This is a genomic window from uncultured Sphingomonas sp. (assembly GCF_964021865.1).
GTDB lineage: Bacteria > Pseudomonadota > Alphaproteobacteria > Sphingomonadales > Sphingomonadaceae > Sphingomonas.
The window spans coordinates 38,439-60,632 of sequence record NZ_CAXIAM010000017.1; the positions used below are offsets into that span (position 1 = coordinate 38,439).

A 22,194-nucleotide genomic window follows, 5' to 3' on the forward strand; every position below is an offset into this window, starting at 1 on the left:
AGCACTTAGCGTCCCAGCAATCGCGCGCGCGCTGCGCGATATTCGTCCGCCAGTCGTGCGACGCGCTGGGCGGCGGGGACGATCGTGTCGATGGCGCCGATCCCCTGACCCGAGCCCCAGATGTCGCGCCATGCCTTTGCCGCGCCGCCGGAGGCGAAGCTCATCGTCTTCAGGTCGCCTTGCGGCAGATGGTCGGGATCAAGCCCGGCGGCGACGATCGAGGCGCGCAGGTAATTGCCGTGCACGCCGGTGAACAGGTCCGAATAGACGATGTCCGCGGCACGACCGTCGACGATCGCCTGTTTGTAGCGCGCGTCGGCATTCGCCTCGTCGGTGGCGATGAACGCCGAGCCGATGTAGGCGAAGTCCGCGCCCATCGCCTGCGCCGCCAGTACGGCGTCGCCGGTGGCGATCGCGCCCGACAGGGCGAGCGGACCGTCGAACCAGGTGCGGATTTCCTGCACCAGTGCGAAGGGTGACAGACGCCCGGCATGACCGCCCGCGCCCGCCGCGACCGCGATCAGCCCATCGGCACCCTTCTCGATCGCCTTGCGGGCGAAGCGATCGTCGATGACGTCGTGGAGCGTGATCCCGCCCCAGGCGTGGACCGCCTGATTGAGTTCCTCACGCGCGCCCAGCGACGTGATCGTGATCGGCACCTTCCATTTGGCGCAGACCGCGAGGTCAGCCTCCAGCCGGTCGTTGGATTTGTGGACGATCTGGTTGACCGCGAACGGCGCGGCCGGCGCATCGGGGTGCGCGCGATCGTGCGCGGCGAGTTCTTCGGTAATGCGGTGCAGCCATTCGTCGAGCATCGCCGCGGGACGCGCGTTGAGCGCCGGGAACGAGCCGACGATCCCCGCCTTGCACTGAGCGATCACCAGATCCGGATTGGAAATGATGAACAGCGGCGACCCGATGACGGGCAGGCGCAGACGCGAGAGGAGCGGGGGCATCGACATGACGGCGACTATGTGGGGCGGGCAGGGGCGTGGCAAGATTGACGCCACGTCAGGTGGCGCGGGTTTTTTGAACACCGTCCTTCCCGCGCAGGCGGGAATCCAGACGCGCAGGTCTGTCGATAGAAGCGACAGGTCAGAGGTTCTGGATTCCCGCCTGCGCGGGTATGACGGAGGGCCTTATTCCACCCGCTCCAGCCCGTCGGCCGCCGCACGCGCGTTCTCCACATAGTGCGCCGCCGAGATCCTCAGCCCTGCGACCGCGGCGTCATCCAGCTCGCGGACGACACGTGCCGGGCTGCCGACGATCAGCGAGCGCGGCGGGAAGACCTTGCCTTCGGTGACCAGCGCGCCGGCGCCGACGATGCACTCCGCGCCGATCACCGCGCGGTTGAGGACGATCGCGCCCATGCCGATCAGCGTGCGGTCGCCGATCGTGCAGCCGTGCAGCACCGCATGATGACCGATCGTGCATTCCACACCGATCGTCAGTGGCGCGCCGGGATCGGAGTGGAGCATCGCGCCTTCCTGCACGTTGCTGCGCGCGCCGACCGTGATCGTGGTGTTGTCGCCGCGGATCACCGCGCCGAACCACACGCCCACGTCTTCGCCCAGCACGACTTCGCCGACCACGTCGGCGCTTGGCGCGACCCAGGCGGAGGCGGGGCGGGTGGGTCGATGCCCCTTGAAGGCGTAGAGCGGCATCGCTTCTCTCCCTGCTGTCCCGTCACGATACATGGACGCCGACGGTCGGTGGTAGCCGAAAACGTAAACAGCGCGTTAAGACTTCGCCATGCAACGCCGACTTGTCCTGACGAACGAGGGTGCGCGACACCCCTTCCGCCGCACCCTTCCGCCGCCCCCCGCCATTGCGGAGGCGCAGACGGGGGATCACGACGTGCGGCTGTTCCTGCTCAGCTTCGCGGCCTTCTTCGTCACCTTCTCGACAATGATCTTCTAGTCGCTCAATCGCAGGCGCGGTGCAGGCGCTGTGCGATCAATGCCGAGATCACGCACATCCCGACCACCACCAGCAACAATTGCGAGGGGGTGACGCCGAGCGCCGTGATCCCGGCCACGGCGATCGATCCGAAGGTCATCGCCCCGGCGTTGACGACGTTGTTCGCCGCCACCGTCCGCGCCGTATGGTCCTTGGTGACGGTGGTGGTGAGGAACGCGTAGAGCGGCACCACGAACATCCCGCCGAACACCGCGACCCCCAGCAGGGCGAGCAGCACGAGCACCGCATGCGGTTGCCGGATGAAGCCGGTCATATCGAACAGCTGCCCCTCCGGCGCCGGGGTCCACAGCCCGACGACCCACCAGAAGGCGAGCACCGCCAACCCCATCGCGATCACCGAGGCGGGCGAGAAGCGCGCCGAGATGCGCCCGCGCAGCATCAGGTTGATGACGACCGAGCCGATCGCGACGCCGATCGAGAACACCGCGAGCACCAGGCTGGCGACGCTGGCGTCGGCGGTCAGCACATTCTTCACCAGCGGCGGAAAGACGATGATGAGCACCGATCCGATCGTCCAGAAGAAGCTGATCGCGCAGATCGCGAGGAATAATCGCGGGATGTGCATCGTCTCGGCAATCAGCCGCCACGAGGCGCGGATTGGGTTGTAATCGAGCACCAGCTTCGGCCCGAGCCGCGGCGCGGGCGGCACCGCGCGCGCGGTGAGCCAGCCGAGCAGCGCAACCGCCAGCGTCAGCACCGCGACCAGCAGCGGCGAATGATAGACGAAGCCCGCGACGATCGTGCCGAGCAGGATCGACAGATAGGTGCCCGCCTCGACCAGCCCGGTCCCGCCGAGCACGTCGTCCTCGTCCAGATGCTGCGGCAAAATCGCATATTTGATCGGGCCGAAGAACGTCGAATGCACGCCCAGGCCGGTGACCGCGGCCAGCATCAGGATCAGCGGCAGCGTGACCGCACCGGTGCGCGCGAGCATCAGCCCGGCGCTGCCGACGCCCATGATCGCGATCTCGACCGTCTTCACGAGCCGGATGATCCGCGCCTTGTCGCTCGAATCGGCGAGCTGGCCCGACAGCGCGGACAGGACGAAGAACGGCAGGATGAACAGCGCCGCGGTCAGCGCGTTGAAGAAGCTCTCCTGCGTTTCGTCGGCGAAGATCTCGTACGTGGCGAACAGCACCATCGAGGTCTTGAACAGATTATCGTTGAAGGCACCGAGAAATTGCGTGGTGAACAGCGGCAGGAAGCGCCGCCGCTTGAGAAGCCCGAGGGCATTGATCATGACGCGGGACCGGGCCCCCGGATAGTTGGCAATTCGCCGAGCCATAGCGGCTGGGCCGCTGCGATCCAACGGCGATTTTCGTGCGACCGGCGCTTGCGCTGCCCGCGCCGCGGGTCCACGTCGCACGCATGCTGTCCCTGCCCAACATCCTGACGCTGTCGCGGATCGTCGCGGTGCCGCTGCTGGTGGCGTTCCTCTGGTGGCCGAGCTGGCGGTTCGGGTTCGGGATCGCCTTCTGCCTGTATTGCCTGATGGGAATCACCGACTATTTCGACGGCTACCTCGCGCGCGCGCAGGGCACGGTGTCGAAGCTGGGCGTGTTCCTCGATCCGATCGCGGACAAGATCATGGTGGCGGCGGTGATCCTGATGCTGGTGGGCACGCGGCACGACGATGTCGCGGCGATCACCGGCGTGCACATCATCGCCGCTTTGGTGATCCTGCTGCGCGAGATTGCGGTGAGCGGGTTGCGCGAGTTTCTGGCCGGGCTGCAGGTGTCGCTGCCGGTGTCGCGGCTGGCGAAGTGGAAGACGACGTTGCAGCTCGTCTCGCTGGGCGGGCTGATCCTGTCGGGCGCGCTGCCGGGCGAGACGTGGATCAAGGTGGCGAGCCTCGCCAGCCTGTGGGGCGCGGCGGCGCTGACGATCGTGACCGGGTGGGATTACCTGCGGGTCGGGTTGAAGCACATGGACTGAGGAGCCGGCTTCTCCTCCGTTCGTTCTGAGGAGAGGCAGAGCTTGTCGAAGCCTCATCTGTGCTTCGAGACGGCATTTCGACTTCGCTCAATGCCTCCTCAGCACGAACGGAGGCGTGTCAGGAACGCGTATGAAACTATTGTATTTCGCCTGGGTGCGTGAGCGGATCGGCGTGGCCGAGGAAGACGTCGCTCCGCCGCCCGAGGTCGCGACGGTCGCCGATCTGGTCGCGTGGCTCGCCCCGCGCAGTGCCGGCCACGCCGCCGCGTTTGCTGATCCGGCCCGGCTGCGCGCGGCGGTCGATCAGGCGTTCGTGCCGCTCGATACCGCGATCGCTGGTGCGCGCGAGGTGGCGATCTTCCCGCCGGTGACGGGCGGATGATCCGCGTCCTCGTCGCACGCGACCCGATCGACATCGCCGATGAATTCGCGCGGCTGGAGCAGGGCGGCGCGGTCGCGACCTTCACCGGGCTGGTGCGGGCCGACGACGGTGTCGCGACGCTGGAGCTGGAACATTATCCCGGCGCGACCGAGGCGGCGCTGACGCGACTGGCCGACGACGCGATCGCGCGCTGGTCGCTGACCGCGGCGACGATCGTCCACCGGGTCGGGCCGATGGCGCCGGGCGAGCGGATCGTGTTCGTCGGCACCTGTTCGCCTCACCGCGCTGCGGCACTGGACGCGTGCGCGTTCCTGATCGACCGGCTCAAGACCGATGCGCCGTTCTGGAAACGCGAGACGGTCGATGGTGCGTCGCGCTGGGTGGAGGCGCGCGCCGCCGACGATGACGCGGCGGCGCGCTGGTCCTGATTACCGCGGCAGTTGCCAGCGGATCCGATCGGTGAAGGTCCCGGCGACCGGCGTGCCGGCATCGTCGCGCGCCGGGGTGAAGCGCGCGCGGCGCTGGTAAAGGCGGCAGGTCGCCTGATCGAGCGAGGCGTGGCCGCTGGGTTGGGTGACCGTGCAGGATTCGACCCGCCCGTCGGCACCGATCCGCATCGCGATACCCACGACGCCCTCTTCCTCGGCGCGCAAGGCGGAGGGCGGATAATCGTCGGTGCTGATCCAGTCGTTGCGGCTGCCGCGCGCGAGCACGCCGCTCGCCTTGCTGACCGTTGCGGGTTGTGCAGGCGGATCGACCGTCACGGTGCCGGTGCCGAAATCGACGGGCGGCAGCGGGGGCGTGACGACGACCACAGTGTCGCTGTCGGTTCGGCTGGGGACGATCGGCGTGACGGTGGTGAGGGGCGGCATCGTCGTGGTCGGCTGGTGCGGCGTCACCCTCTCCAGCTTGGGCGGGGTGATGTCGGGCGGCGGCGGGGTTTCGATCGGAATGTTGGTGGTGATGAACGGCTTCGACACCGATTGGACGAAGCTGGTCGCCATGCCGCTGATGAAGACATAGCCGATCAGGCCGTGGATCGCGGCGACGCCCGCGATCGTGGTGAAACGCCGTGAATTGTCGATCCGATTTGCATAAGCCATGCGACCAACCTCCCGACCGGAGGCGCCGCGACGGACACGTTGCCCGACGAACGACGAGCTCCAGATCGCGATGCTGCGTCGTTTGCGACTGCGCGTCAATCGCGGCGCGCACCCATTCAGGCGGCCGCCTTCAGCACTTCGCCGAGCAGGTGGAAGTCGCGTTCGCGCGGCGAGGCGCGGCGCCAGACCAGCGCCAGCGTGCGGACCGGCGCGGCGGCGTCGAGCGGGCGCGCGACGACCTTGGTGTGATCGAGGATGCCGGCGTCGAGCGCGATTTTGGGAAGCATCGTCACGCCCAGCCCGTTGTCAACCATCTGGACCATCGTGTGGAGCGAGGTGCCGAGCATGGTCGCCTCGGCGCGCAGCTCGGCGCGGTTGCACGCCGCCAGCGCATGTTCCTTGAGGCAATGGCCGTCTTCCAGCAGCAGCAGCCGCGTTTCGTCGATCTCTTCCGGGCGGACCGCGGCAAGGCTGGCGGGCATTTCACCCTCGGGGAAGGCAAGGAACAGGCGGTCGTCGAACAGCTTGAGCACCGTCACTTCACCACAGGCGTAGGGCAGCGCGAGCAGCACGCAATCGGTGCGGCCGTTGTGGAGCGCTTCGCATGCCGGGCCGCTCGGCTCTTCGCGCAGATAGAGCTTGAGATCGGGATAGTCGCGCCGCAGCCGCGGCAGGATGCGCGGCAACAGGAACGGCGCGATCGTCGGAATGACGCTCAACCGCATTTCGCCCGACAAGGGTCGTCCGGCGGCGCGCGCCAGGTCGCCCAGTTCCTCCGCCTCGCGCAGCACAACGCGCGCCTTGGTCGCGATCTGCTCCCCCAGCGGGGTGAAGCGCACGACGCGCCGGGTGCGCTCGACCAGGGTTACGCCGATCAGCGTTTCCAGCTCGCGCAGCCCCGCCGACAGCGTCGATTGGGTGACGAAACACGCCTCGGCCGCCCGCCCGAAATGGCCGTGATCCTTGAGCGCGACGAGATATTGCAACTGCTTGAGCGTCGGCAGGTAGGTTGCGGCCATTCATCGTCTCCGTCGATCACCGGGGATGGAATAGACGATTTGCTCGATCACGCGAAGCCCCCTATATCGGCATCACAACGAGAGGCGGCGCAGCGACGCGGCCCCGGCAAAGAGGATGACTGGAACTCCGCATTCATTCCACAGGAGCCAGACATGCTGACCATCGGCGATACCTTCCCCGCCATCACCGTCCCCGTGCAGCAGGGCACCAGCGCGCTCCCGAACGGCGAGACGCTCGACCTGACCACCGCCTATCCGGGCAAGTGGAAGGTGCTGTTCTACTGGCCGAAGGACTTCACCTTCGTCTGCCCGACCGAGATCGTCGGCTACAGCCAGATCAAGGGCGATTTCGAGGATCGCGATGCGGTGCTGATCGGCGCCTCGACCGATACCGCGCACGTCCACCTGGCGTGGCGCAAGTCGGACCCTGATCTCGCCGCCGCCGACTTCCCGTGGCTGGCGGACAATGGCCGCAAGCTGGCCGATGCGCTCGGCATCGTCGACAAGAACGAGCATGTCGCGTTCCGCGCCACGTTCATCGTCGATCCGGACAACGTCATCCAGGCGGTGCAGGTCAACGGCCTGAACGTCGGCCGCAACCCGGCCGAGACGCTGCGCGTGCTCGACGCGCTGCAGACCGACGAGCTGTGCCCGTGCAACTGGAACAAGGGCGACGACGTCCTGCAGGTCGCGGCCTGATCGATCTGGGGCGGGGCCGGTCGGTCCCGCCCTCTCAACCTTTAATCCTTTCGCCCGTTCGTCATTGCGAGCGCAGCGAAGCAATCCAGGGCCCCGCGCGTGCCGCTCTGGATTGCTTCGCTGCGCTCGCAATGACGGCGTCGGTGACGTACGTCTGGAGATATAACATGGCGCTCAAGGAATTCGCGGGCGCGCTGCCCGATTTCGCCAAGGACATTCGCCTCAACGTCGGCTCGCTGTTGAACGAGACGGTGCTCAACGACCAGCGCAAGTACGGCACGTTGCTCGCGTGCGCGCATGGCTCGGGCTACAAGCCGCTGGTCGAGGCGACCGAGGCCGAGGTGGCGGACAAGCTGTCGCCCGAGGCGGCGACGGCGGCGCGCGCGGCGGCGGCGGTGATGGCGATGAACAACGTCTATTATCGCTTCACGCACCTCGCCAGCAACGAGGAATATGCGCGGATGCCGGCCAAGCTGCGCATGAACGTGATCGGCGCGCCGGGGATCGACAAGGTCGACTTCGAGCTGTTCAGCCTGGCGGTCAGCGCGATGAACGGCTGCGGCATGTGCATCGACAGCCACGAGCAGGTGCTGAAAAAGGCGGGCGTCACCGCCGAGGTGATCCAGACCGCGGCGCGCATCGCCTCGGTGATGAAGGCGGTTGCGACGGTGCACGCGATCGCTTGAGGCCGGATCGTCATCCCCGCGAGGGCGGGGGATGACGGTGAAAATTACAGCAACACTGCGCGGATGAACCCGTAGGTGCTGGTGATCGTCAGCACGGTGCCGACCATCACCAGCATCACCTTCATCGGAATACGCTTGGCGAAGAACGCGCCGAGCGGCGCGGCGAAGACGCCGCCGATCAGCAGCCCGACCGTCGCCGTCGCGAAATCCTTGATGCCGAGATGGTAGATGAAGGTCGCCGAGACGACCGCGGTCAGGAAGAACTCCACCGCGCTGACGGTGCCGACGACCTTGCGCGGCTCGACGCCCTGCACCAGCAGGTTCGAGGTGACGATCGGCCCCCAGCCGCCGCCGCCCGCCGCGTCCATGAAGCCGCCGAGCAGCCCGAGCGGCTCGACGACCTTGGGCTTGCTGACCTTGGGCGGGAACATCAGCCCGCGCACCAGCAGATAGATGCCGATGATGACGAGATAGGCGAGCACGAACGGCTTCACGACGGCGCCGTCGATATTGGTCAGCAGATAGGCGCCGGCGACGCCGCCGATCACGCCCGGGACGAGCAACCGGAGAAACAATCCCTTGTCGATGTTGCCGGTGATCGCGTGGCTGATCCCGGAGATGGCGGTGGTGAAGGTTTCGACGATATGGACGTTGGCGGAGGCGCGTGCCGGGGGCAGCCCGATCACCGCGACGAGCAAGGTGTTGCAGATGACGCCGAACGCCATGCCGAGCGCGCCGTCGACCAGCTGCGCCCCGAATCCGACGGCGATGAAGGGCAACAAGGCCGAGAAATCTAGGTTCGTCAGCGCGTCCATCCGGTCTCCTCACCGCGATCGGATGATCGCTCGCCCGTTCCATCGGTCATATCCCATAGCCTGGATAGGAAAATACGGTTTGTCGATCGATAGCGCTGCTTATGGAAACGATCGCCGACACGCTCTATCTTGCGACGAGACGAAGAGGGGACGCGGATGTCGCGACTGACCAATTATCTGGATTCCATCCGCGCGCGTGACCCCGCGCCGCATTCGCGTCTGGAAGTGCTGACCTATCCCGGTGTGTGGGCGCTGGCGTGGCATCGCGTCGCCAACCGGCTGTATCGCGCCGGATTGTATCTGCCCGCGCGGATCGTGAACCACTTTTCGCGAGCGCTGACCGCGATCGACATCCACCCCGGCGCGACGATCGGGCGCAATTTCTTCATCGACCACGGTTTCGTGGTGATCGGCGAAACCGCGGAGATCGGCGACGACGTCACCATCTATCAATGCGTGACGCTGGGCGGCACCAGCCCTGACAATGGCGTCGCGGGCAAGCGCCACCCGACGATCGCCGACGGCGCGATCATCGGATCGGGCGCGCAGGTGCTGGGGCCGATCACGGTCGGGCGGCGCGCGCGGGTCGGCGCCAATGCGGTGGTGACGCGCGACGTGCCGGCGGGCGCGGTGATGGTCGGCATCCCGGCGCGTCCGACTATGGTCGAGGGCGGCGCCGCGCCCGAGCCGCCGCGCTTCGTTCCCTATGGCACGCCATGCCGCGAGATGTTCGATCCCGCGACGCAGCGGGTGGAGTCGCTCCGGTGTGAGCTGGAGGCGATGAAGAAGCGGCTGGATGCCCTGATCGAGGAGCAGAAAAACGTCGCCGGGCAGGAGCGTGACCGCGCCTGATGGGAATCGTCACGCCCTTTCCGGCCGGTGCCGGGCAGCCGCGACAGGTGGCGTTCGATCGCGCCGAATTGATGCGGATCCTCGACCTGTACGGCCGGATGGTCGCGGCCGGGCACTGGCGCGACTATGCGATCGATCTGGGGCGCGAGGCGGCGGTGTTCTCGGCATTCCGCCGCGCGACCGAACGGCCCGAGTTCCGGGTCGAGAAGCGCCCGGCCTTGCGCAACCGGCAGGGCATGTGGGCGCTGGTCGGCGAGGCGGGGCAGGTGGTGCGGCGCGGGCATGAGCTTGGGCCGGTGCTCGCGCCGGTCGAGCGGCGGCTGATGAAGCTGGTCGAGGAATAAGCGCGCCGCGGCGTGGCGCTGCGGCCGATCACCCCGCCATTTGCACCGGGGGCAGCCGCGCGCCCCATGCGCCCAGTTGCGCGACGACGCGCGCGCGGATCGGTTGCCAGAATGCCGACAGCGACAAAAGCGCCGACCCGATCACCAGCGAGGTGAACGCCAGCGACAATTCGGTGGAGCCCGCAGTGCGGATCAGCACCGACATCGCATAGAGAACGTAGACGAGGCTGGAGACCAGCAACGCGCGCCGATCGACCACCAGCGCGACCAGCGCGAACGCGATGTAGAGCAGCAGCACCACCACCGCCTTGCCCAGCCCCATATCGCCTTCGAACACGCCCATCATCTGGAAGGTCGAATGCGCGATCATCGGCGCGGCGACCAGATGCAGCCAGAAGGCGACGTCGGCGCGGCGCGTCTGGCGTGCACGATCCGACAGGTCCCAGCGCATCGCATAGGCGAACACCGCGATGCCGCCGACGAACAGCAACGGCCAGGCCAGCCGCAGCGATTCCGGCAGGATCGTCAACAACAGGCTGACCACCAGCCCGACCGCCGCCGCGGCGCCGGCCGCGGGGGTGATCGGCACCATGAACCGGCGCCAGTGCAGCCACGCGCCGGCCGCCGCGACCGCCGCGGCGACCGCGCCGATCGCCGCGGCCTGTCGGTCACCGGGGTTTTGGACCATTGAGAAGCCGAACGCGACGACGATTGCCGCCAAGCCGCCCACGAAGGCCAGCAGCAGCACGATGCTGGGCAGCGCCATTCGCCGCTTTGCGGTAAAATAGGTCGCCAGCAGCCACGCCACGCCCGCCACCGCGACGCCGCCGGCCACCGCGTGCACGTTGCCGGCGATGTTGCCGACCGCGACCAGCAGCAGCGCGATCGCGATCGTGACGAAGATATCGTTGAAGCCGGTCAGGAAGCGGAAATGCTCCTCATCGACCGCCGGAGTCGCGCGAAGCGCGGCGACATGGTTGCGAAAGTCGCTGGCGACCTGTTCGGGCATCACCCCGGCCGCGACCGCCTGGTCGATATCGCTCTCGCTGTACATGATCCTTCCCCCCCGATCTAGCGCAGGCTATCGCGCGATCGCAGGCGGCTCAACCGCCTTGCAAGGTGCGGGCGATCGACATCGCCTGCTCTGCGCCCGACGACGGCACGATCTCGCCGGTGCGATCGGTGATCGCCGTCCAGGACCGCGCGACGCCCTCGGCCGAAAGATCCTCGCCGCTCAGCGCGACGCCGGGGGTGAGCGTGATGTAGCTCGCCTGGACCACGCCGGCGCCGGCGCCGACGATCTGGCCCGAGGGCGCGTCCTCGCTGACCAGATACAAAGCGGCGGGGGCGACCTTTTCGGGCGCGAAGGCCGCGAAGGCGGCGTCGGGGAACAGCCCCTCGGTCATGCGCGTGCCAGCGGTGGGTGCGATCGTGTTGACGCGAATGTCGTTCTTGGCGCCTTCCAGATGCAGCGTGCGCGCCAGCCCCGCGATGCCGAGCTTGGCGGCGCCGTAATTGGCCTGTCCGAAGTTGCCGAACAGCCCGGAGGATGACGACGTCATCAGCACGCGGCCGTAATTCTGCGCGCGGAACGTGTCCCAGCACGCCTTGGTCGCGTAGGCGCTGCCGAGCAGATGGACCTGCACGACGAAGGCGAAGTCCGCCGGGTCCATTTTGGCGAAAGTCTTGTCGCGCAGCACGCCGGCGTTGTTGATGAGGATATGGACGCCGCCCCATTCCTCGGTCGCGCGGGCGACCATCTCGACCATCTGATCATAATCGGCGACGCTGCCGCCGTTCGCCATCGCGGTGCCGCCGGCTGCGCGGATTTCCTCGACGACCGCCAGTGCGGCGTCCGAAGCGCCCTGACCGCTGCGATCCCCGCCAAGGTCGTTGACGACGACGCGGGCGCCGCGCCGGGCGAGTTCGAGCGCATAATGCCGGCCAAGGCCGCCACCCGCGCCGGTGACGATGGCGACGCGATCGTCGAAACGGATCGACATGGAAAAGGCGCTCCCTCCTGAACGGATGAAGCGCCTTCCATACCTAGTCTTCGAACGGGCGCAATGCCCGTCCGAACGCTGCGGACTTAGCGACGGCGGCGCGTCGTCTTGCGCGCGTCGCTCGCCTGCATGCAGCCGTCGTACTGACCCTTCTTGCAGATCGAGTAGCTTTCCTTCGCGGCGGGCGCCGGGAAGGCCTGCGACGGCGAGGGAGCCGGCTGAAAGCGGACGGTCGCGCCCGGCTGCGGCGTGCCCGACACCGCCGGCTGCGACGGCTGGTAACCGCCCGCGCTCTCGGTGCCCATCGCGCCACCCGATTGCGGGGTCATCGCGCCGCCGGCCGGCGGGGTCATCGGCGCATTGGCCTCCGGCGCAGGAGCGGCGGGGTCCGCCTGCATGGTCGGTGCCGTGGCATCGGTCTGCGGCGCGGCGGCCGGATCGGCGGCCGCAGGGTCTGCGGTCGTCGCGGGTGCCGCTCCGGTATCGGGGGCGGTGGTCGTGGTCTGCGGCGTGTCCTGCGCAATCGCTGTGGTCGGAATGGCGATCACGGCCGCTGCCGCGAGAAGAATGGCCTTCATCTTATCTTTCTCCTGCCGTGTGCGTTCGGTCAGAAACGCGTTGTTTATCACGCGGTCCGGCCAACGCCTCACGACAGAAAAAAGGTCCCTCGTTGCGAGAGCGAAAAGAATCAGTGCCCGGTGTCGAGCGCGTAACCTGCTGATCTGACGGTACGAATGATGTCCGGCCGTCCGCCTTCATTGATCGCCTTGCGCAAACGTCGAATGTGAACGTCGACGGTGCGGCTCTCGATGTCGCTGTCATGGCCCCAGACACTGTCGAGCAAGCGCTCACGCGAGAAAACATGGCCCGGATGTTCGAGGAAGTGCTTGAGAAGGCGGAATTCGGTCGGTCCGAGCGCGACGACGTCGCCACCGCGGCGGACCTTGTGGCCGACCGTGTCCATCTCGAGATCGGCATAGGTGAGTTGCTCCCCGGCGAGGGCGGGACGCACGCGGCGCAACACCGCGCCGACGCGCGCCACCAGTTCGCGCGGCGAGAACGGCTTGGTGACGTAATCGTCCGCACCGGTTTCCAGCCCGCGCACGCGATCCTCCTCCTCGCCGCGCGCGGTGAGCATGATGATCGGCACGTTCTGCGTCTCGGCCGCGCGGCGCAGGCGACGGCAGACCTCGATCCCCGAGATACCCTCGACCATCCAGTCGAGCAGCACGATGTCGGGCGGCGTCTCACGCGCGAGCAGCAGCGCCTCCTCGCCGTCGATCGTGTGCTGGACGTCAAAATGCTCGCGGGTGAAATGCCACACCAGCAGCTCGGCGAGACTGGCGTCGTCCTCCACCAACAACATGCGGGCCTTGGCCATCAATCGACTCCTCTTTCCCGTTCCACGAGCCGCACCCCGGTTGCGGCGAAATAGACCATCTCGGCGACGTTGGTGGCGTGATCGCCGATCCGTTCGAGATTCTTGGCGACGAACAGCAATTGCGCGCACTCGCTGATCGTCTTCGGGTTCTCGACCATGAAGGTGACCAGGGTGCGGAAGATGCTGTCGTAGAAATCGTCGAGCGCATTGTCGCGCTCGCACACCGCCAATGCCGCCTCGGGATCGCGTGCGGCAAAGGCGTTGAGCACATCGTGAACCATCGCGGCCGCCATGCGGCCCATTGCGGGCAGGATCGACAGCGGTTCGATGCGATGTTCGCTTTCGATCCGCGGCACACGGCGCGCGATGTTCTTGGCGTAATCGCCGATCCGCTCGATCACGCTGGCGATCTTGAGCGCGGCGACGACCTCGCGCAGGTCGTCGGCCATCGGTGCGCGCAGCGCGATGATGCGAACCGCGGTGCGCTCGACCTCAGTCTCCATCGCATCGATGCGCTTGTCGTCGGCCGCGATCCGCTCGGCCAGCGTCGCGTCGCCGCGCTGCAACGCGATCATCGCGTCGGCGATCGCGCTTTCGGCCAGTCCGCCCATCTGCGAGATCAGCCCGCGCAACTGCCCGATGTCCTGATCGAACGCCTTGACCGTATGTTCCTGGGTATTCGCCATGCCTGCGATCCTTAGCCGTAACGGCCTGTGATATAGTCCTTCGTGCGATCCTGCCGCGGGTTCGTGAAGATGTCCGACGTGTCGCCATATTCGACGAGCTGGCCGAGGTGGAAGAAGGCGGTCCGCTGACTGACGCGCGCCGCCTGCTGCATGTTGTGGGTGACGATCACGATCGCATAGCGGCCGCGAAGTTCGTGGATCAGTTCCTCGATCTTGGCGGTGGCGATCGGATCGAGCGCCGAGCACGGCTCGTCCATCAGGATCACCTCGGGATCGACCGCGATCGCGCGCGCGATGCACAGCCGCTGCTGCTGGCCACCCGATAGTGCGGTGCCGCTTTCGGTGAGGCGATCCTTCACCTCGGCCCACAGCCCGGCGCGGGTCAGCGATCGCTCGACGATCTGCGCAAGGTCGGCCTTCGAACGTGCCAGCCCGTGGATGCGCGGGCCGTAGGCGACATTCTCGAAGATCGATTTCGGAAACGGGTTCGGCTTCTGGAAGACCATGCCGACGCGCGCGCGAAGCTGCACGACATCCATCGCTTTGGCATAGATGTCCTCGCCATCCAGGCGGATGTCGCCCTCCACCCGCGCGCCGGGGATCGTGTCGTTCATGCGGTTGAGCGTGCGCAGGAAGGTCGACTTGCCGCAGCCCGACGGGCCGATGAAGGCGGTGACGTCCTCACGCCGGACGTCGATCGACACGTCGCGGATCGCCTGTTTGCGCCCGTAGAAGACGTTGACGCCGGTGGCGGTCATTTTCGGCGCGGCGTTGCTCATTTCCAGCGGGTCTCGAAGCGATTGCGAAGGTAGATGGCGAGACCGTTCATCGTGAGCAGCACGACGAGCAGGACGATGATCGCCGCCGAGGTCTTCTCGACGAAGCCGGTCTGCACGTCGTCGGACCACAGAAAAATCTGCACCGGGAGGACAGTGGTCGGGTCGGTCAGCTTGCCCGGCGGCGCGGCGATGAACGCGCGCATCCCGATCATCAGCAGCGGTGCGGTCTCGCCCAGCGCGCGCGCCATCCCGATGATCGTGCCGGTGAGGATGCCGGGCAGCGCGAGCGGCAGGACGTGGTGGAAGACGACCTGGATCGGCGAGGCGCCGAGCGCGCGCGCGGCGTCGCGGATCGACGGCGGCACCGCGGTGATCGCATTGCGCCCGGCGATCACGATCACCGGCATCGTCATCAGCGCCAGCGTCAGCCCGCCGACGATCGCGCCCGAGCGCGGCATGTGGAAGGTGCCGAGGAACACCGCCAGCCCGAGCAGCCCGAAGATGATTGACGGGACCGCGGCGAGATTGTTGATCGAGACTTCGATAAGATCGGTCCAGCGGTTCCGCGGCGCATATTCCTCGAGGTACAGCGCCGAGAGCACACCGATCGGAAAGGCGAGTGCCAGCGTGACGACCATCGTCAGCAGCGAGCCCTTGAGCGCGCCCCAGATGCCGGCGCGGGTCGGATCGGTGGCGTCGGCGCCGCCGAAGAAGCTGACGTTGAGGCCGCGCGATAGATGCGGGCCGAGCGCGGCGACCGCTGCCTCGCCTTCTCGAGTGCCCTCTCCTTTGTACGCCATGTCGATGTCGGTCGCGACCGGTACGTCGAGTATGGAGGGCGCGGACAGCATGTGCGGATCGCGCTTGATCGCGTCCCGAACGCGCAGCCACGCCCCGTCCGACAGCAGCGCCGCGCCGCCCTGTGCGGGATAGGCGCGATCGGCGGCGGCGTCGACGGCATGCTCCAGCCCGGCGCCGGCCAGCGCGAGGTCGGCGGCGGGGCCGCTCAGTTGCGCGGGGCTGACGACGACACGCGCACGCAGGTCGAGCGGGAGAGCGAGGCGGGTTTCGGTGAAGCCGCTCGCCCCCTGTCCGATCATCGTCGCGAGCAGGTACACAAGGAACGCCGCCGAGACGAACACCGCCGCCACGCCCAGCGCACGGAAGCGCCGTTCCGCGGCATAGCGACGGCGGACGCGGCGCTGCATCGCGGGGGTCTGCCAGTCGGTCGGCTGGCGCGCGGGCGAGGCGGCGCGCTTATTCATAGGCTTCGCGGTAGCGCCGGACGACGATCAGCGCGACGACGTTGAGGAGCAACGTGATGACGAACAGCGTCAGCCCGAGCGCGAAGGCGGCGAGCGTCTTCGCGGAGTCGAACTCGGCCTCGCCGGTGAGCAGATCGACGATCTGCTTGGTGACGGTGGTGGTGCTGGCGAACGGATTGAGCGTCAACGACGCGACGCCCGAGGCGGCCATGACGACGATCATCGTCTCGCCGATCGCGCGGCTGACCGCGAGCAGCACGCCGCCGACCACGCCGGGCAAGGCGGCGGGGACGAGCACGCGGCGGATCGTCTCCGAATTGGTCGCGCCCATCGCGAGGCTGCCGTCGCGCATCGAGGCCGGGACGGCGGACAGCGAATCGTCGGCCATCGAGGAGACGAACGGGATGATCATCACGCCCATCACCACGCCGGCGGCGAGCGCACTTTCCGATGAGGCCCAGCGGATGCCGAGTGCGACGCCCAGGTCGCGGACCGCGGGGGCGACGGTCAACGCGGCGAAATAGCCATAGACGACGGTCGGCACACCCGCGAGGATCTCCAGCATCGGCTTCATCCAGCGCCGGGTGGTCTGGCGCGCATATTGGGTCAGATAGATGGCGCTCATCAGGCCGAGCGGAACCGCGACCAGCATCGCGATGATCGCGCCGATGAAGAACGTGCCCCAGAACAGCGGCACCGCGCCCAGCGCCGCGCCGGGATCGCGCGCGTCGATCACCTGTGGGCTCCAGTGCGTGCCGAACAGGAATTGAGTGATCGGGACGATCCGGAAGAAGCGCGCGCTTTCGACGAGCAGTGACGCGACGATGCCGATGGTGGTGACGATCGCGATCAGCGAGGCGACGAGCAGCAGCCCCATCACCACTCGCTCGACCTGCGAACGCGCCGAGAAACCAGGACGGACGCGCAGGAAAGCGACCGCGCCCCCGGCGAAGGCGAGCAGCAGCGCGACGATGGTGGCGATCCAGTCGTAGCGCAACTGCGCGGCGGCATAGGCCGGGGCAAGCCGCTCCGACAGCGGGTGAAATGCGCCCCAGGCATCGCCGTTGGCGAGATTGCGTGCCTCCGACAGAATCGCCGCGCGGTCGAGCCCCGGCGGGGGGAGCGCAGCGGCCAGCGGGGTGGCGATCACCGCATCCGTGACCAGTGCCGGCGCGACCGAATGCCAGATCGCCAGAAACACGAAGGCGGGCAACAGCGTCCACATCGCGACATACCAGCCGTGATGCTGGGGCAGCGAGCTGAACCGGCGCGCCGGGCTGCTACGGAAGCGCGCGGCGCGGGCGCGGGCGACGATCCAGCCGATCAGCGCGAGCGCGGCGATCAGGAAAAGAAGCGCGAGCGGCGACATCAGTGCAGCGCACGCGGGTCGAGCGCGACCTCGTTGGCGATGATCGCGGCGGCGCGGCGCTGGACCGGCAACGGTGCGGCGATCAGGCCGCGCTTCACGAGCGGACCGTCCGCGCCCCACAAGGCCGCATACTGGCGGAGGAACGCGCGCAGCCCAGGGATGGCGCGCAGATGCGCCTTCTTGACGTAGATGAACAGTGGCCGCGCGCCGGGATAGGCGCCGCTCGCGATCGTCGCGTAGGTGGGGGCGACACCGTTCAACGGCACGCCGCGGACGACGCCGGCATTCTGCTCCAGATAGCCATAGCCGAAGATGCCGAGCGCATTGGGATTCGATCGCAATTTCTGGACGATCAGATTGTCGTTCTCGCCCGCGTCGACATAGGCGCCGTCCTCACGCAGCCGCTGACAGCGGGTGGCGAAGGCATTCGGATCGCGTTCGTGGAGCCCGATCGTGTCGGGCTCGACCGCTTCGCAGCCTTTGGCGAGGATCAACTCGGCGAGCGCGTCGCGGGTGCCGCTGGTCGCGGGCGGGCCGTACACCTGGATCGGGATCGCAGGCAGTGCCGGGTTGACGTCGCGCCACAGCCGCGCCTGGTTGCGGCGACCGAGCGGAGCGGCGGCCAGCGCGCGATAGATGTCGGCCGGGGTCAGCGTCATGCCGGGGCCCTGCAACGCCTCGGCAAAGGCGATGCCGTCGATGCCGATCTGGACTTCCAGTATCTGATCGACGCCGTGACGCGCGCAGGCGGCATATTCGCCGCGGCGCAGGCGACGCGAGGCGTCGACCAGATCGGGGTGTGCGGCGCCGACTCCAGCGCAGAACAAGCGGATGCCAGCGCCGGTGCCGGTCGATTCGATCACCGGCGGGCGCGCGTGCGGCACGGTGGCAAGAAAGCGTTCGGCGACGATCGTGGTGAACGGGTAGACGGTCGAGGAGCCGACCGCGCGGATCTGGTCCCGCGAGCCCACCCCGCCGCCGGCCGCCTGATCGACGCACGCTGCCAGCCCGCACGCCAAGGCGAGCGGCAGCATGGCTGCTAGCGCCTGAACGAAGCGCGACATGGTTCCCCCGAACGGGCGTTCGCCAACACGGCAGCCCTCATGCAGCGCGCCGTGTGACATCGAGGTTACGCCTTCATGACACCGGCTTCGGAGCCGGCGCCGGAAGCGTGACCGTCACCCGCGTGCCGACCCCAACGGTGCTGGCGATGTCGAGCCGGCCGCGATGGCGCTCGACGATATGCTTGACGATCGCGAGCCCCAACCCGGTGCCGCCGACCGAGCGGCTGCGACCGGGATCGACGCGGTAGAAGCGCTCGGTCAGTCGCGGCAGATGCTCCGGAGGGATGCCGTCGCCATGATCGGCGACGCGCAGGCAGACATTCTGTGCCTGCGTCCACAGCGTCACCTCGACCGGCGTGCCGGCGCGCCCGTATTTCATGGCGTTGCCGATCAGATTGTGGATCAATTGCGACAACTGAATCGGGTCGCCGGTGACGGGCGGCAAAGCCTCGGCGATGTCGAGGTGGATGTCCTCGCCGCGATCGCCATGCGTGGTGATCAGCGCATCGCACGCCTCTTGAGTAAGGTCGGCGAGATCGACCGCGGCGCGCAGCTCGCGGAATTTCTCGGCCTCGATCCGCGAGAGGCTCATCAAATCCTCGACCAGCCGCTCCATCCGCCGCGCTTCGTCGAAGACGATCGCGAGGAAGCGCTTGCGCAGGTCGGGATCGTCGCCCGCCTCGTCCGCCAGCGTCTCGACATAGCCGAGGATCGAGGCGAGCGGCGTGCGCAATTCGTGGCTGGCATTGGCGACAAAATCGACGCGCATCTTCTCGGCGGCGTGCTGTCCGGTGCGGTCGACCAGCTGCACCAGCCGCGCATCCTCGCCGATCGGGGCGGCGCGCATCTCCCAGCGCTGGTCGAGCGTGCCGATCCCGACCAGATCGACCGGCTGGGTCACGCCCTCCGCCAGATGCGCGGCGGCGCCGGGGTGGCGGATCGCGACGCGCGCGTCCTCGCCGACGATATGCGCGCCGAGCAGCGTGCGGGCCGCGACATTGGCCAGCGCGACGCGGCCACCGCGCAGCACCAGCACCGGCTCCGACACCGCCTCGACGATCGCCGCGGCGGGCAAGTCGGTCGGGGCGGCGGGCGCTTCATCTTCCTGCGCGGCCTGCTCTTCGGGGATGGTGGCGATGATGACGACCAGCGCCGCGCCGCCGGCCAGCGCCGCCAGCGCCGCCTGACCGTCACGCGACAGCAGATAGACCACCGCCGCGGTCGCCACGGCGATCGCCACCGCCAGCCAGGTGCGCAAGGGAAGTTCGTCGATCACGAACGCCGCGATAGCGCAGCCGTGTGACGAAAGGCAGAGCGTTTCAGCGCCGTCGCGCCCCGCGTCCGATCCGCACCACGACCAGCACCGCAACGATGATCGTGGTGTCGGCCACCCAGTCCATGATGTCGCAATCGCGGTGTAGCGCGGGAATCGACTGCAGCACTTCGATCATCGCGCCCAAGAACGACAGCCGCTCGCCGATCCGCAGCAGCGAACCGTCGGGGAAGGCCAGCACCGACAACAGCGTCAGCGTGCCGAACGCCGCCATATGCTGCCATTTGTCGCCCACCTCGACGATCGGCACCGGGTGCGGCATCAGCGCCATGCCGACCGCGAAGACCGTCGCGACCACCAGCGCGAAGAACCATGGCACGCGCACCTGGGTCATGCCAGTCGCTCCAGCGCGGGGATCAGTTCGGCGAAACTGTCGATCACCCCGTCGGCGCCGAGTTCCTCGACCGGCTGCATCAGGAAGCCGAAGGAGCAGGCGATCGCGGGCAGGCCGGCGGCGTGCGCGGCGGTAATGTCGTAGATCGAATCGCCGACGAACGCGGCGCGCCCGCCGCCGCAGCGCTCAACCATCGCGTCGATGGGCACGCGCGACGGCTTGCCGTTGCCCGGCCCCATCGTGTCGCCGCCGATGATCGTCGCGAAACGGTCGGTGAGGCGGAGATCGGCGAGGATCTGACGGGCAAGCGCCTCGAGCTTGTTGGTGACGACCGCCAGTGTGACGCCCTTTGCGGCAAGCTGGTCGAGCGCCTCAATTGCGTGCGGGAAGGGTCGCGTCAGGACGGCGATATTCGCCTGATAATGGTCGAGCAGCCGGCGTTGCAGCACGTCCAGCTCTCCGTCGGTGCAGCCTCCGGTCGCCACCATGCCCTGTGCGAGCATGTGGCGCGCGCCACCGCCGATCATCGGCTTGACCTGCTCGACCGGCAAGGTCGGGCGGCCGGCGCTGGCGAGCGCGTGGTTGAGCGCCGCGGCGAGATCGCCCGACGTGTCGAGCAGGGTGCCGTCGAGATCGAACCCGACGATGCGGAAGGGGAAGTCAGCCATCGGCTGCGCGCGTTGCCGTGCGATACTGGAATTGGCAAGCAAAGGGTGGCAGGGCGGGGCCATGTCGAGCCGCAACATCGCCGTCGTCGTCCTCGCCGCGGGCAAGGGCACCCGCATGAAATCCGACCTGCACAAGGTACTGCACCCGGTCGCCGGACGGCCGATGCTGCTTCACCTGCTCGCGTCCGCCGCGACGCTGTCGCCCGCGCGCACGGTGGTGGTGACCGGCGCGGGGCGCGAACAGGTGGAGGCGGCGGTGACGCCGCTCGGCGCGAAGATCGCGGTGCAGGCCGAACAGCTCGGCACCGGCCACGCGGTGATGCAGGCGCGCGAGGCGCTGGCGGGGTTCGCGGGCGACGTGCTGATCCTCTACGGCGACGTCCCGCTGGTGCGCGCCGAGACGATGCGCACGATGATCGAGCGGCTCGACGCCGACGATGCGCCGGCGGTGGTGGTGCTGGGGTTTAGACCCGACAATGCAGGCGCTTACGGACGGCTGATCGTCGCCGAAGGTAGCGACCGTCTTGAGAAGATCGTCGAGTTCAAGGACGCCGACGCCGCCGAGCGCGCGGTGACCTTGTGCAATTCCGGGCTGATGGCGGCGCGGGGCGAGCTGCTGTTCGATCTGCTCGCGCGGCTCGGCAACGACAATGCGGCGGGCGAATATTACCTGACCGACGTGGTCGAGCTGTCGGGCGCGGCGGTGGTGGTCGAGGCGAGCGCCGACGAGGTGACCGGCGTCAACAGCCGCGGCGAGCTGGCCACGGTCGAGGCGATGTGGCAGCAGGCGCGGCGCGCGCAGGCGATGGCGGACGGCGCGACGCTGATCGCGCCGGAAACGGTGTGGTTTGCGCATGATACGACGCTCGGCCGTGACGTGACGATCGAGCCGAACGTCGTGTTCGGCCCTGGCGTCTCCGTCGCCGACGGCGCGACGATCCGCGCGTTCAGTCATCTGGAGGGTGCGACGGTCGGCGCGCGCGCCGACGTTGGGCCTTATGCGCGACTGCGGCCGGGCGCGGTGCTGGCGGAGAGCGCCAAGGTCGGCAATTTCGTCGAGATCAAGAAGGCGACCGTGGGTGTCGGAGCGAAGGTCAACCATCTGTCGTATATCGGCGATGCCGAGATCGGCGCAGGCGCGAATATCGGTGCGGGCAAGATCACGTGCAATTACGACGGCTTCTTCAAGTACCGTACGAAGATCGGCGAGGGCGCGTTCGTCGGGTCGAACAGCGCGCTGGTCGCGCCGGTGTCGGTGGGTGCAGGCGCGATCGTCGGGGCAGGTTCCGTTGTTGTCCGGGACGTTACCGCGGATTCACTTGCCTTGGCACGCGGCCGGCAGGAAGAGCGCGGCGGCTGGGCCAAGCGCTTTCGCGATGCGATGACGGCCAAGAAGAAGGGCGACAAATAGATGTGCGGTATCGTCGGTATCCTGGGCCATGAGGATGTGGCCGATCGCCTGCTCGATGGGCTGAAGCGGCTCGAATATCGCGGCTA

General features: G+C 67.9%; 27 protein-coding genes. 9 read left to right on the top strand and 18 right to left on the bottom strand.

Going from position 1 to position 22,194, the window contains the following annotated elements; translation table 11 throughout:
• Positions 1-5: 5 nt before the first annotated feature.
• Together AADI75_RS06700 and AADI75_RS06705 are read right to left on the bottom strand one after the other, a co-directional pair.
• Positions 6-962, bottom strand: a complete 957-nt coding sequence (locus AADI75_RS06700; RefSeq protein WP_341208268.1) for a nitronate monooxygenase family protein — start codon at positions 960-962, stop codon at positions 6-8.
• 177 nt (positions 963-1,139) lie between these two features.
• Positions 1,140-1,664 (bottom strand): gamma carbonic anhydrase family protein, encoded by a 525-nt coding sequence (locus AADI75_RS06705; protein WP_341208269.1) that lies wholly within the window; start codon positions 1,662-1,664, stop codon positions 1,140-1,142.
• A gap of 88 nt (positions 1,665-1,752) precedes the next feature.
• Here AADI75_RS06705 and AADI75_RS06710 point away from each other — a divergent pair, with 88 nt between their 5' ends.
• Positions 1,753-1,920, top strand: a complete 168-nt coding sequence (locus tag AADI75_RS06710; RefSeq protein WP_341208270.1) for a hypothetical protein — start codon at positions 1,753-1,755, stop codon at positions 1,918-1,920.
• Between the two features lie 4 nt (positions 1,921-1,924).
• Here AADI75_RS06710 and AADI75_RS06715 read toward each other — a convergent pair whose 3' ends face one another.
• The gene (locus AADI75_RS06715) at positions 1,925-3,220 is read right to left on the bottom strand and encodes an MFS transporter (protein WP_341208271.1); all 1,296 of its coding nucleotides are present in this window, start codon (positions 3,218-3,220) and stop codon (positions 1,925-1,927) included.
• A 128-nt stretch (positions 3,221-3,348) separates the two neighbouring features.
• Here AADI75_RS06715 and pgsA point away from each other — a divergent pair, with 128 nt between their 5' ends.
• From pgsA to AADI75_RS06730, 3 genes are all read left to right on the top strand, one after another.
• The gene (gene pgsA, locus AADI75_RS06720; protein ID WP_341208292.1) at positions 3,349-3,915 is read left to right on the top strand and encodes a CDP-diacylglycerol--glycerol-3-phosphate 3-phosphatidyltransferase; all 567 of its coding nucleotides are present in this window, start codon (positions 3,349-3,351) and stop codon (positions 3,913-3,915) included.
• 130 nt (positions 3,916-4,045) lie between these two features.
• A complete protein-coding gene (moaD, locus tag AADI75_RS06725; RefSeq protein WP_341208272.1) occupies positions 4,046-4,297 on the top strand; it encodes a molybdopterin converting factor subunit 1 in 252 nt (83 codons plus the stop codon).
• A complete protein-coding gene (locus AADI75_RS06730) occupies positions 4,294-4,725 on the top strand; it encodes a molybdenum cofactor biosynthesis protein MoaE (protein WP_341208273.1) in 432 nt (143 codons plus the stop codon). The genes moaD and AADI75_RS06730 overlap by 4 nt, the downstream gene beginning before the upstream one ends.
• Here AADI75_RS06730 and AADI75_RS06735 read toward each other — a convergent pair whose 3' ends face one another.
• Both AADI75_RS06735 and AADI75_RS06740 read right to left on the bottom strand, forming a co-directional pair.
• On the bottom strand, positions 4,726-5,400 hold the full coding sequence (locus AADI75_RS06735; protein ID WP_341208274.1) for an energy transducer TonB: 675 nt from the start codon (positions 5,398-5,400) through the stop codon (positions 4,726-4,728). It lies immediately after the preceding gene.
• A 116-nt stretch (positions 5,401-5,516) separates the two neighbouring features.
• Complete coding sequence (locus AADI75_RS06740) at positions 5,517-6,419, bottom strand: hydrogen peroxide-inducible genes activator (RefSeq protein WP_341208275.1); 903 nt, start codon at positions 6,417-6,419, stop codon at positions 5,517-5,519.
• 153 nt (positions 6,420-6,572) lie between these two features.
• Between AADI75_RS06740 and AADI75_RS06745 the strand changes: the two genes are divergently transcribed.
• Together AADI75_RS06745 and AADI75_RS06750 are read left to right on the top strand one after the other, a co-directional pair.
• Positions 6,573-7,118 carry a peroxiredoxin gene (locus AADI75_RS06745; RefSeq protein WP_184032813.1) on the top strand — a complete coding sequence of 182 codons (546 nt, stop codon included), beginning with the start codon at positions 6,573-6,575 and terminating at the stop codon, positions 7,116-7,118.
• Positions 7,119-7,285: 167 nt separating this feature from the next.
• On the top strand, positions 7,286-7,804 hold the full coding sequence (locus AADI75_RS06750) for a carboxymuconolactone decarboxylase family protein (protein ID WP_341208276.1): 519 nt from the start codon (positions 7,286-7,288) through the stop codon (positions 7,802-7,804).
• A gap of 44 nt (positions 7,805-7,848) precedes the next feature.
• Here AADI75_RS06750 and AADI75_RS06755 read toward each other — a convergent pair whose 3' ends face one another.
• The gene (locus tag AADI75_RS06755) at positions 7,849-8,619 is read right to left on the bottom strand and encodes a sulfite exporter TauE/SafE family protein (RefSeq protein WP_341208277.1); all 771 of its coding nucleotides are present in this window, start codon (positions 8,617-8,619) and stop codon (positions 7,849-7,851) included.
• A 156-nt stretch (positions 8,620-8,775) separates the two neighbouring features.
• On the opposite strand from AADI75_RS06755, the gene epsC reads away from it, so the two are divergent.
• Both epsC and AADI75_RS06765 read left to right on the top strand, forming a co-directional pair.
• Complete coding sequence (gene epsC / locus AADI75_RS06760) at positions 8,776-9,471, top strand: serine O-acetyltransferase EpsC (RefSeq protein WP_341208278.1); 696 nt, start codon at positions 8,776-8,778, stop codon at positions 9,469-9,471.
• A complete protein-coding gene (locus AADI75_RS06765; RefSeq protein WP_028965627.1) occupies positions 9,471-9,815 on the top strand; it encodes a DUF2794 domain-containing protein in 345 nt (114 codons plus the stop codon). The genes epsC and AADI75_RS06765 overlap by 1 nt, the downstream gene beginning before the upstream one ends.
• A gap of 28 nt (positions 9,816-9,843) precedes the next feature.
• Here AADI75_RS06765 and AADI75_RS06770 read toward each other — a convergent pair whose 3' ends face one another.
• From AADI75_RS06770 to AADI75_RS06825, 12 genes are all read right to left on the bottom strand, one after another.
• Positions 9,844-10,869 (bottom strand): hypothetical protein, encoded by a 1,026-nt coding sequence (locus tag AADI75_RS06770; protein ID WP_341208279.1) that lies wholly within the window; start codon positions 10,867-10,869, stop codon positions 9,844-9,846.
• A 49-nt stretch (positions 10,870-10,918) separates the two neighbouring features.
• Positions 10,919-11,818: an SDR family NAD(P)-dependent oxidoreductase gene (locus tag AADI75_RS06775; RefSeq protein WP_341208280.1), complete on the bottom strand. Its 900-nt coding sequence runs from the start codon at positions 11,816-11,818 to the stop codon at positions 10,919-10,921.
• A gap of 86 nt (positions 11,819-11,904) precedes the next feature.
• A complete protein-coding gene (locus AADI75_RS06780; protein ID WP_341208281.1) occupies positions 11,905-12,396 on the bottom strand; it encodes a hypothetical protein in 492 nt (163 codons plus the stop codon).
• Positions 12,397-12,506: 110 nt separating this feature from the next.
• Positions 12,507-13,199: a phosphate regulon transcriptional regulator PhoB gene (gene phoB / locus AADI75_RS06785; RefSeq protein ID WP_022686745.1), complete on the bottom strand. Its 693-nt coding sequence runs from the start codon at positions 13,197-13,199 to the stop codon at positions 12,507-12,509.
• Positions 13,199-13,885 (bottom strand): phosphate signaling complex protein PhoU, encoded by a 687-nt coding sequence (phoU, locus tag AADI75_RS06790; protein WP_341208282.1) that lies wholly within the window; start codon positions 13,883-13,885, stop codon positions 13,199-13,201. The genes phoB and phoU overlap by 1 nt, the downstream gene beginning before the upstream one ends.
• An 11-nt stretch (positions 13,886-13,896) precedes the next feature.
• On the bottom strand, positions 13,897-14,664 hold the full coding sequence (gene pstB, locus AADI75_RS06795) for a phosphate ABC transporter ATP-binding protein PstB (RefSeq protein ID WP_341208283.1): 768 nt from the start codon (positions 14,662-14,664) through the stop codon (positions 13,897-13,899).
• On the bottom strand, positions 14,661-15,929 hold the full coding sequence (gene pstA, locus AADI75_RS06800) for a phosphate ABC transporter permease PstA (protein WP_341208284.1): 1,269 nt from the start codon (positions 15,927-15,929) through the stop codon (positions 14,661-14,663). The genes pstB and pstA overlap by 4 nt, the downstream gene beginning before the upstream one ends.
• On the bottom strand, positions 15,922-17,298 hold the full coding sequence (pstC, locus tag AADI75_RS06805) for a phosphate ABC transporter permease subunit PstC (protein WP_341208285.1): 1,377 nt from the start codon (positions 17,296-17,298) through the stop codon (positions 15,922-15,924). Before pstC ends, pstA begins: the two co-directional genes overlap by 8 nt.
• Positions 17,298-18,362, bottom strand: coding sequence for a substrate-binding domain-containing protein (locus tag AADI75_RS06810; protein ID WP_341208286.1), 1,065 nt, complete (start codon positions 18,360-18,362; stop codon positions 17,298-17,300). Before AADI75_RS06810 ends, pstC begins: the two co-directional genes overlap by 1 nt.
• Positions 18,363-18,435: 73 nt before the next feature.
• Positions 18,436-19,638: an ATP-binding protein gene (locus AADI75_RS06815; RefSeq protein WP_341208287.1), complete on the bottom strand. Its 1,203-nt coding sequence runs from the start codon at positions 19,636-19,638 to the stop codon at positions 18,436-18,438.
• Positions 19,639-19,681: 43 nt separating this feature from the next.
• A complete protein-coding gene (locus AADI75_RS06820) occupies positions 19,682-20,029 on the bottom strand; it encodes a hypothetical protein (protein ID WP_341208288.1) in 348 nt (115 codons plus the stop codon).
• The gene (locus AADI75_RS06825) at positions 20,026-20,697 is read right to left on the bottom strand and encodes an HAD-IA family hydrolase (protein ID WP_341208289.1); all 672 of its coding nucleotides are present in this window, start codon (positions 20,695-20,697) and stop codon (positions 20,026-20,028) included. Before AADI75_RS06825 ends, AADI75_RS06820 begins: the two co-directional genes overlap by 4 nt.
• 61 nt (positions 20,698-20,758) lie before the next feature.
• Here AADI75_RS06825 and glmU point away from each other — a divergent pair, with 61 nt between their 5' ends.
• The gene (gene glmU / locus AADI75_RS06830) at positions 20,759-22,108 is read left to right on the top strand and encodes a bifunctional UDP-N-acetylglucosamine diphosphorylase/glucosamine-1-phosphate N-acetyltransferase GlmU (protein ID WP_341208290.1); all 1,350 of its coding nucleotides are present in this window, start codon (positions 20,759-20,761) and stop codon (positions 22,106-22,108) included.
• Positions 22,109-22,194: the final 86 nt, after the last annotated feature.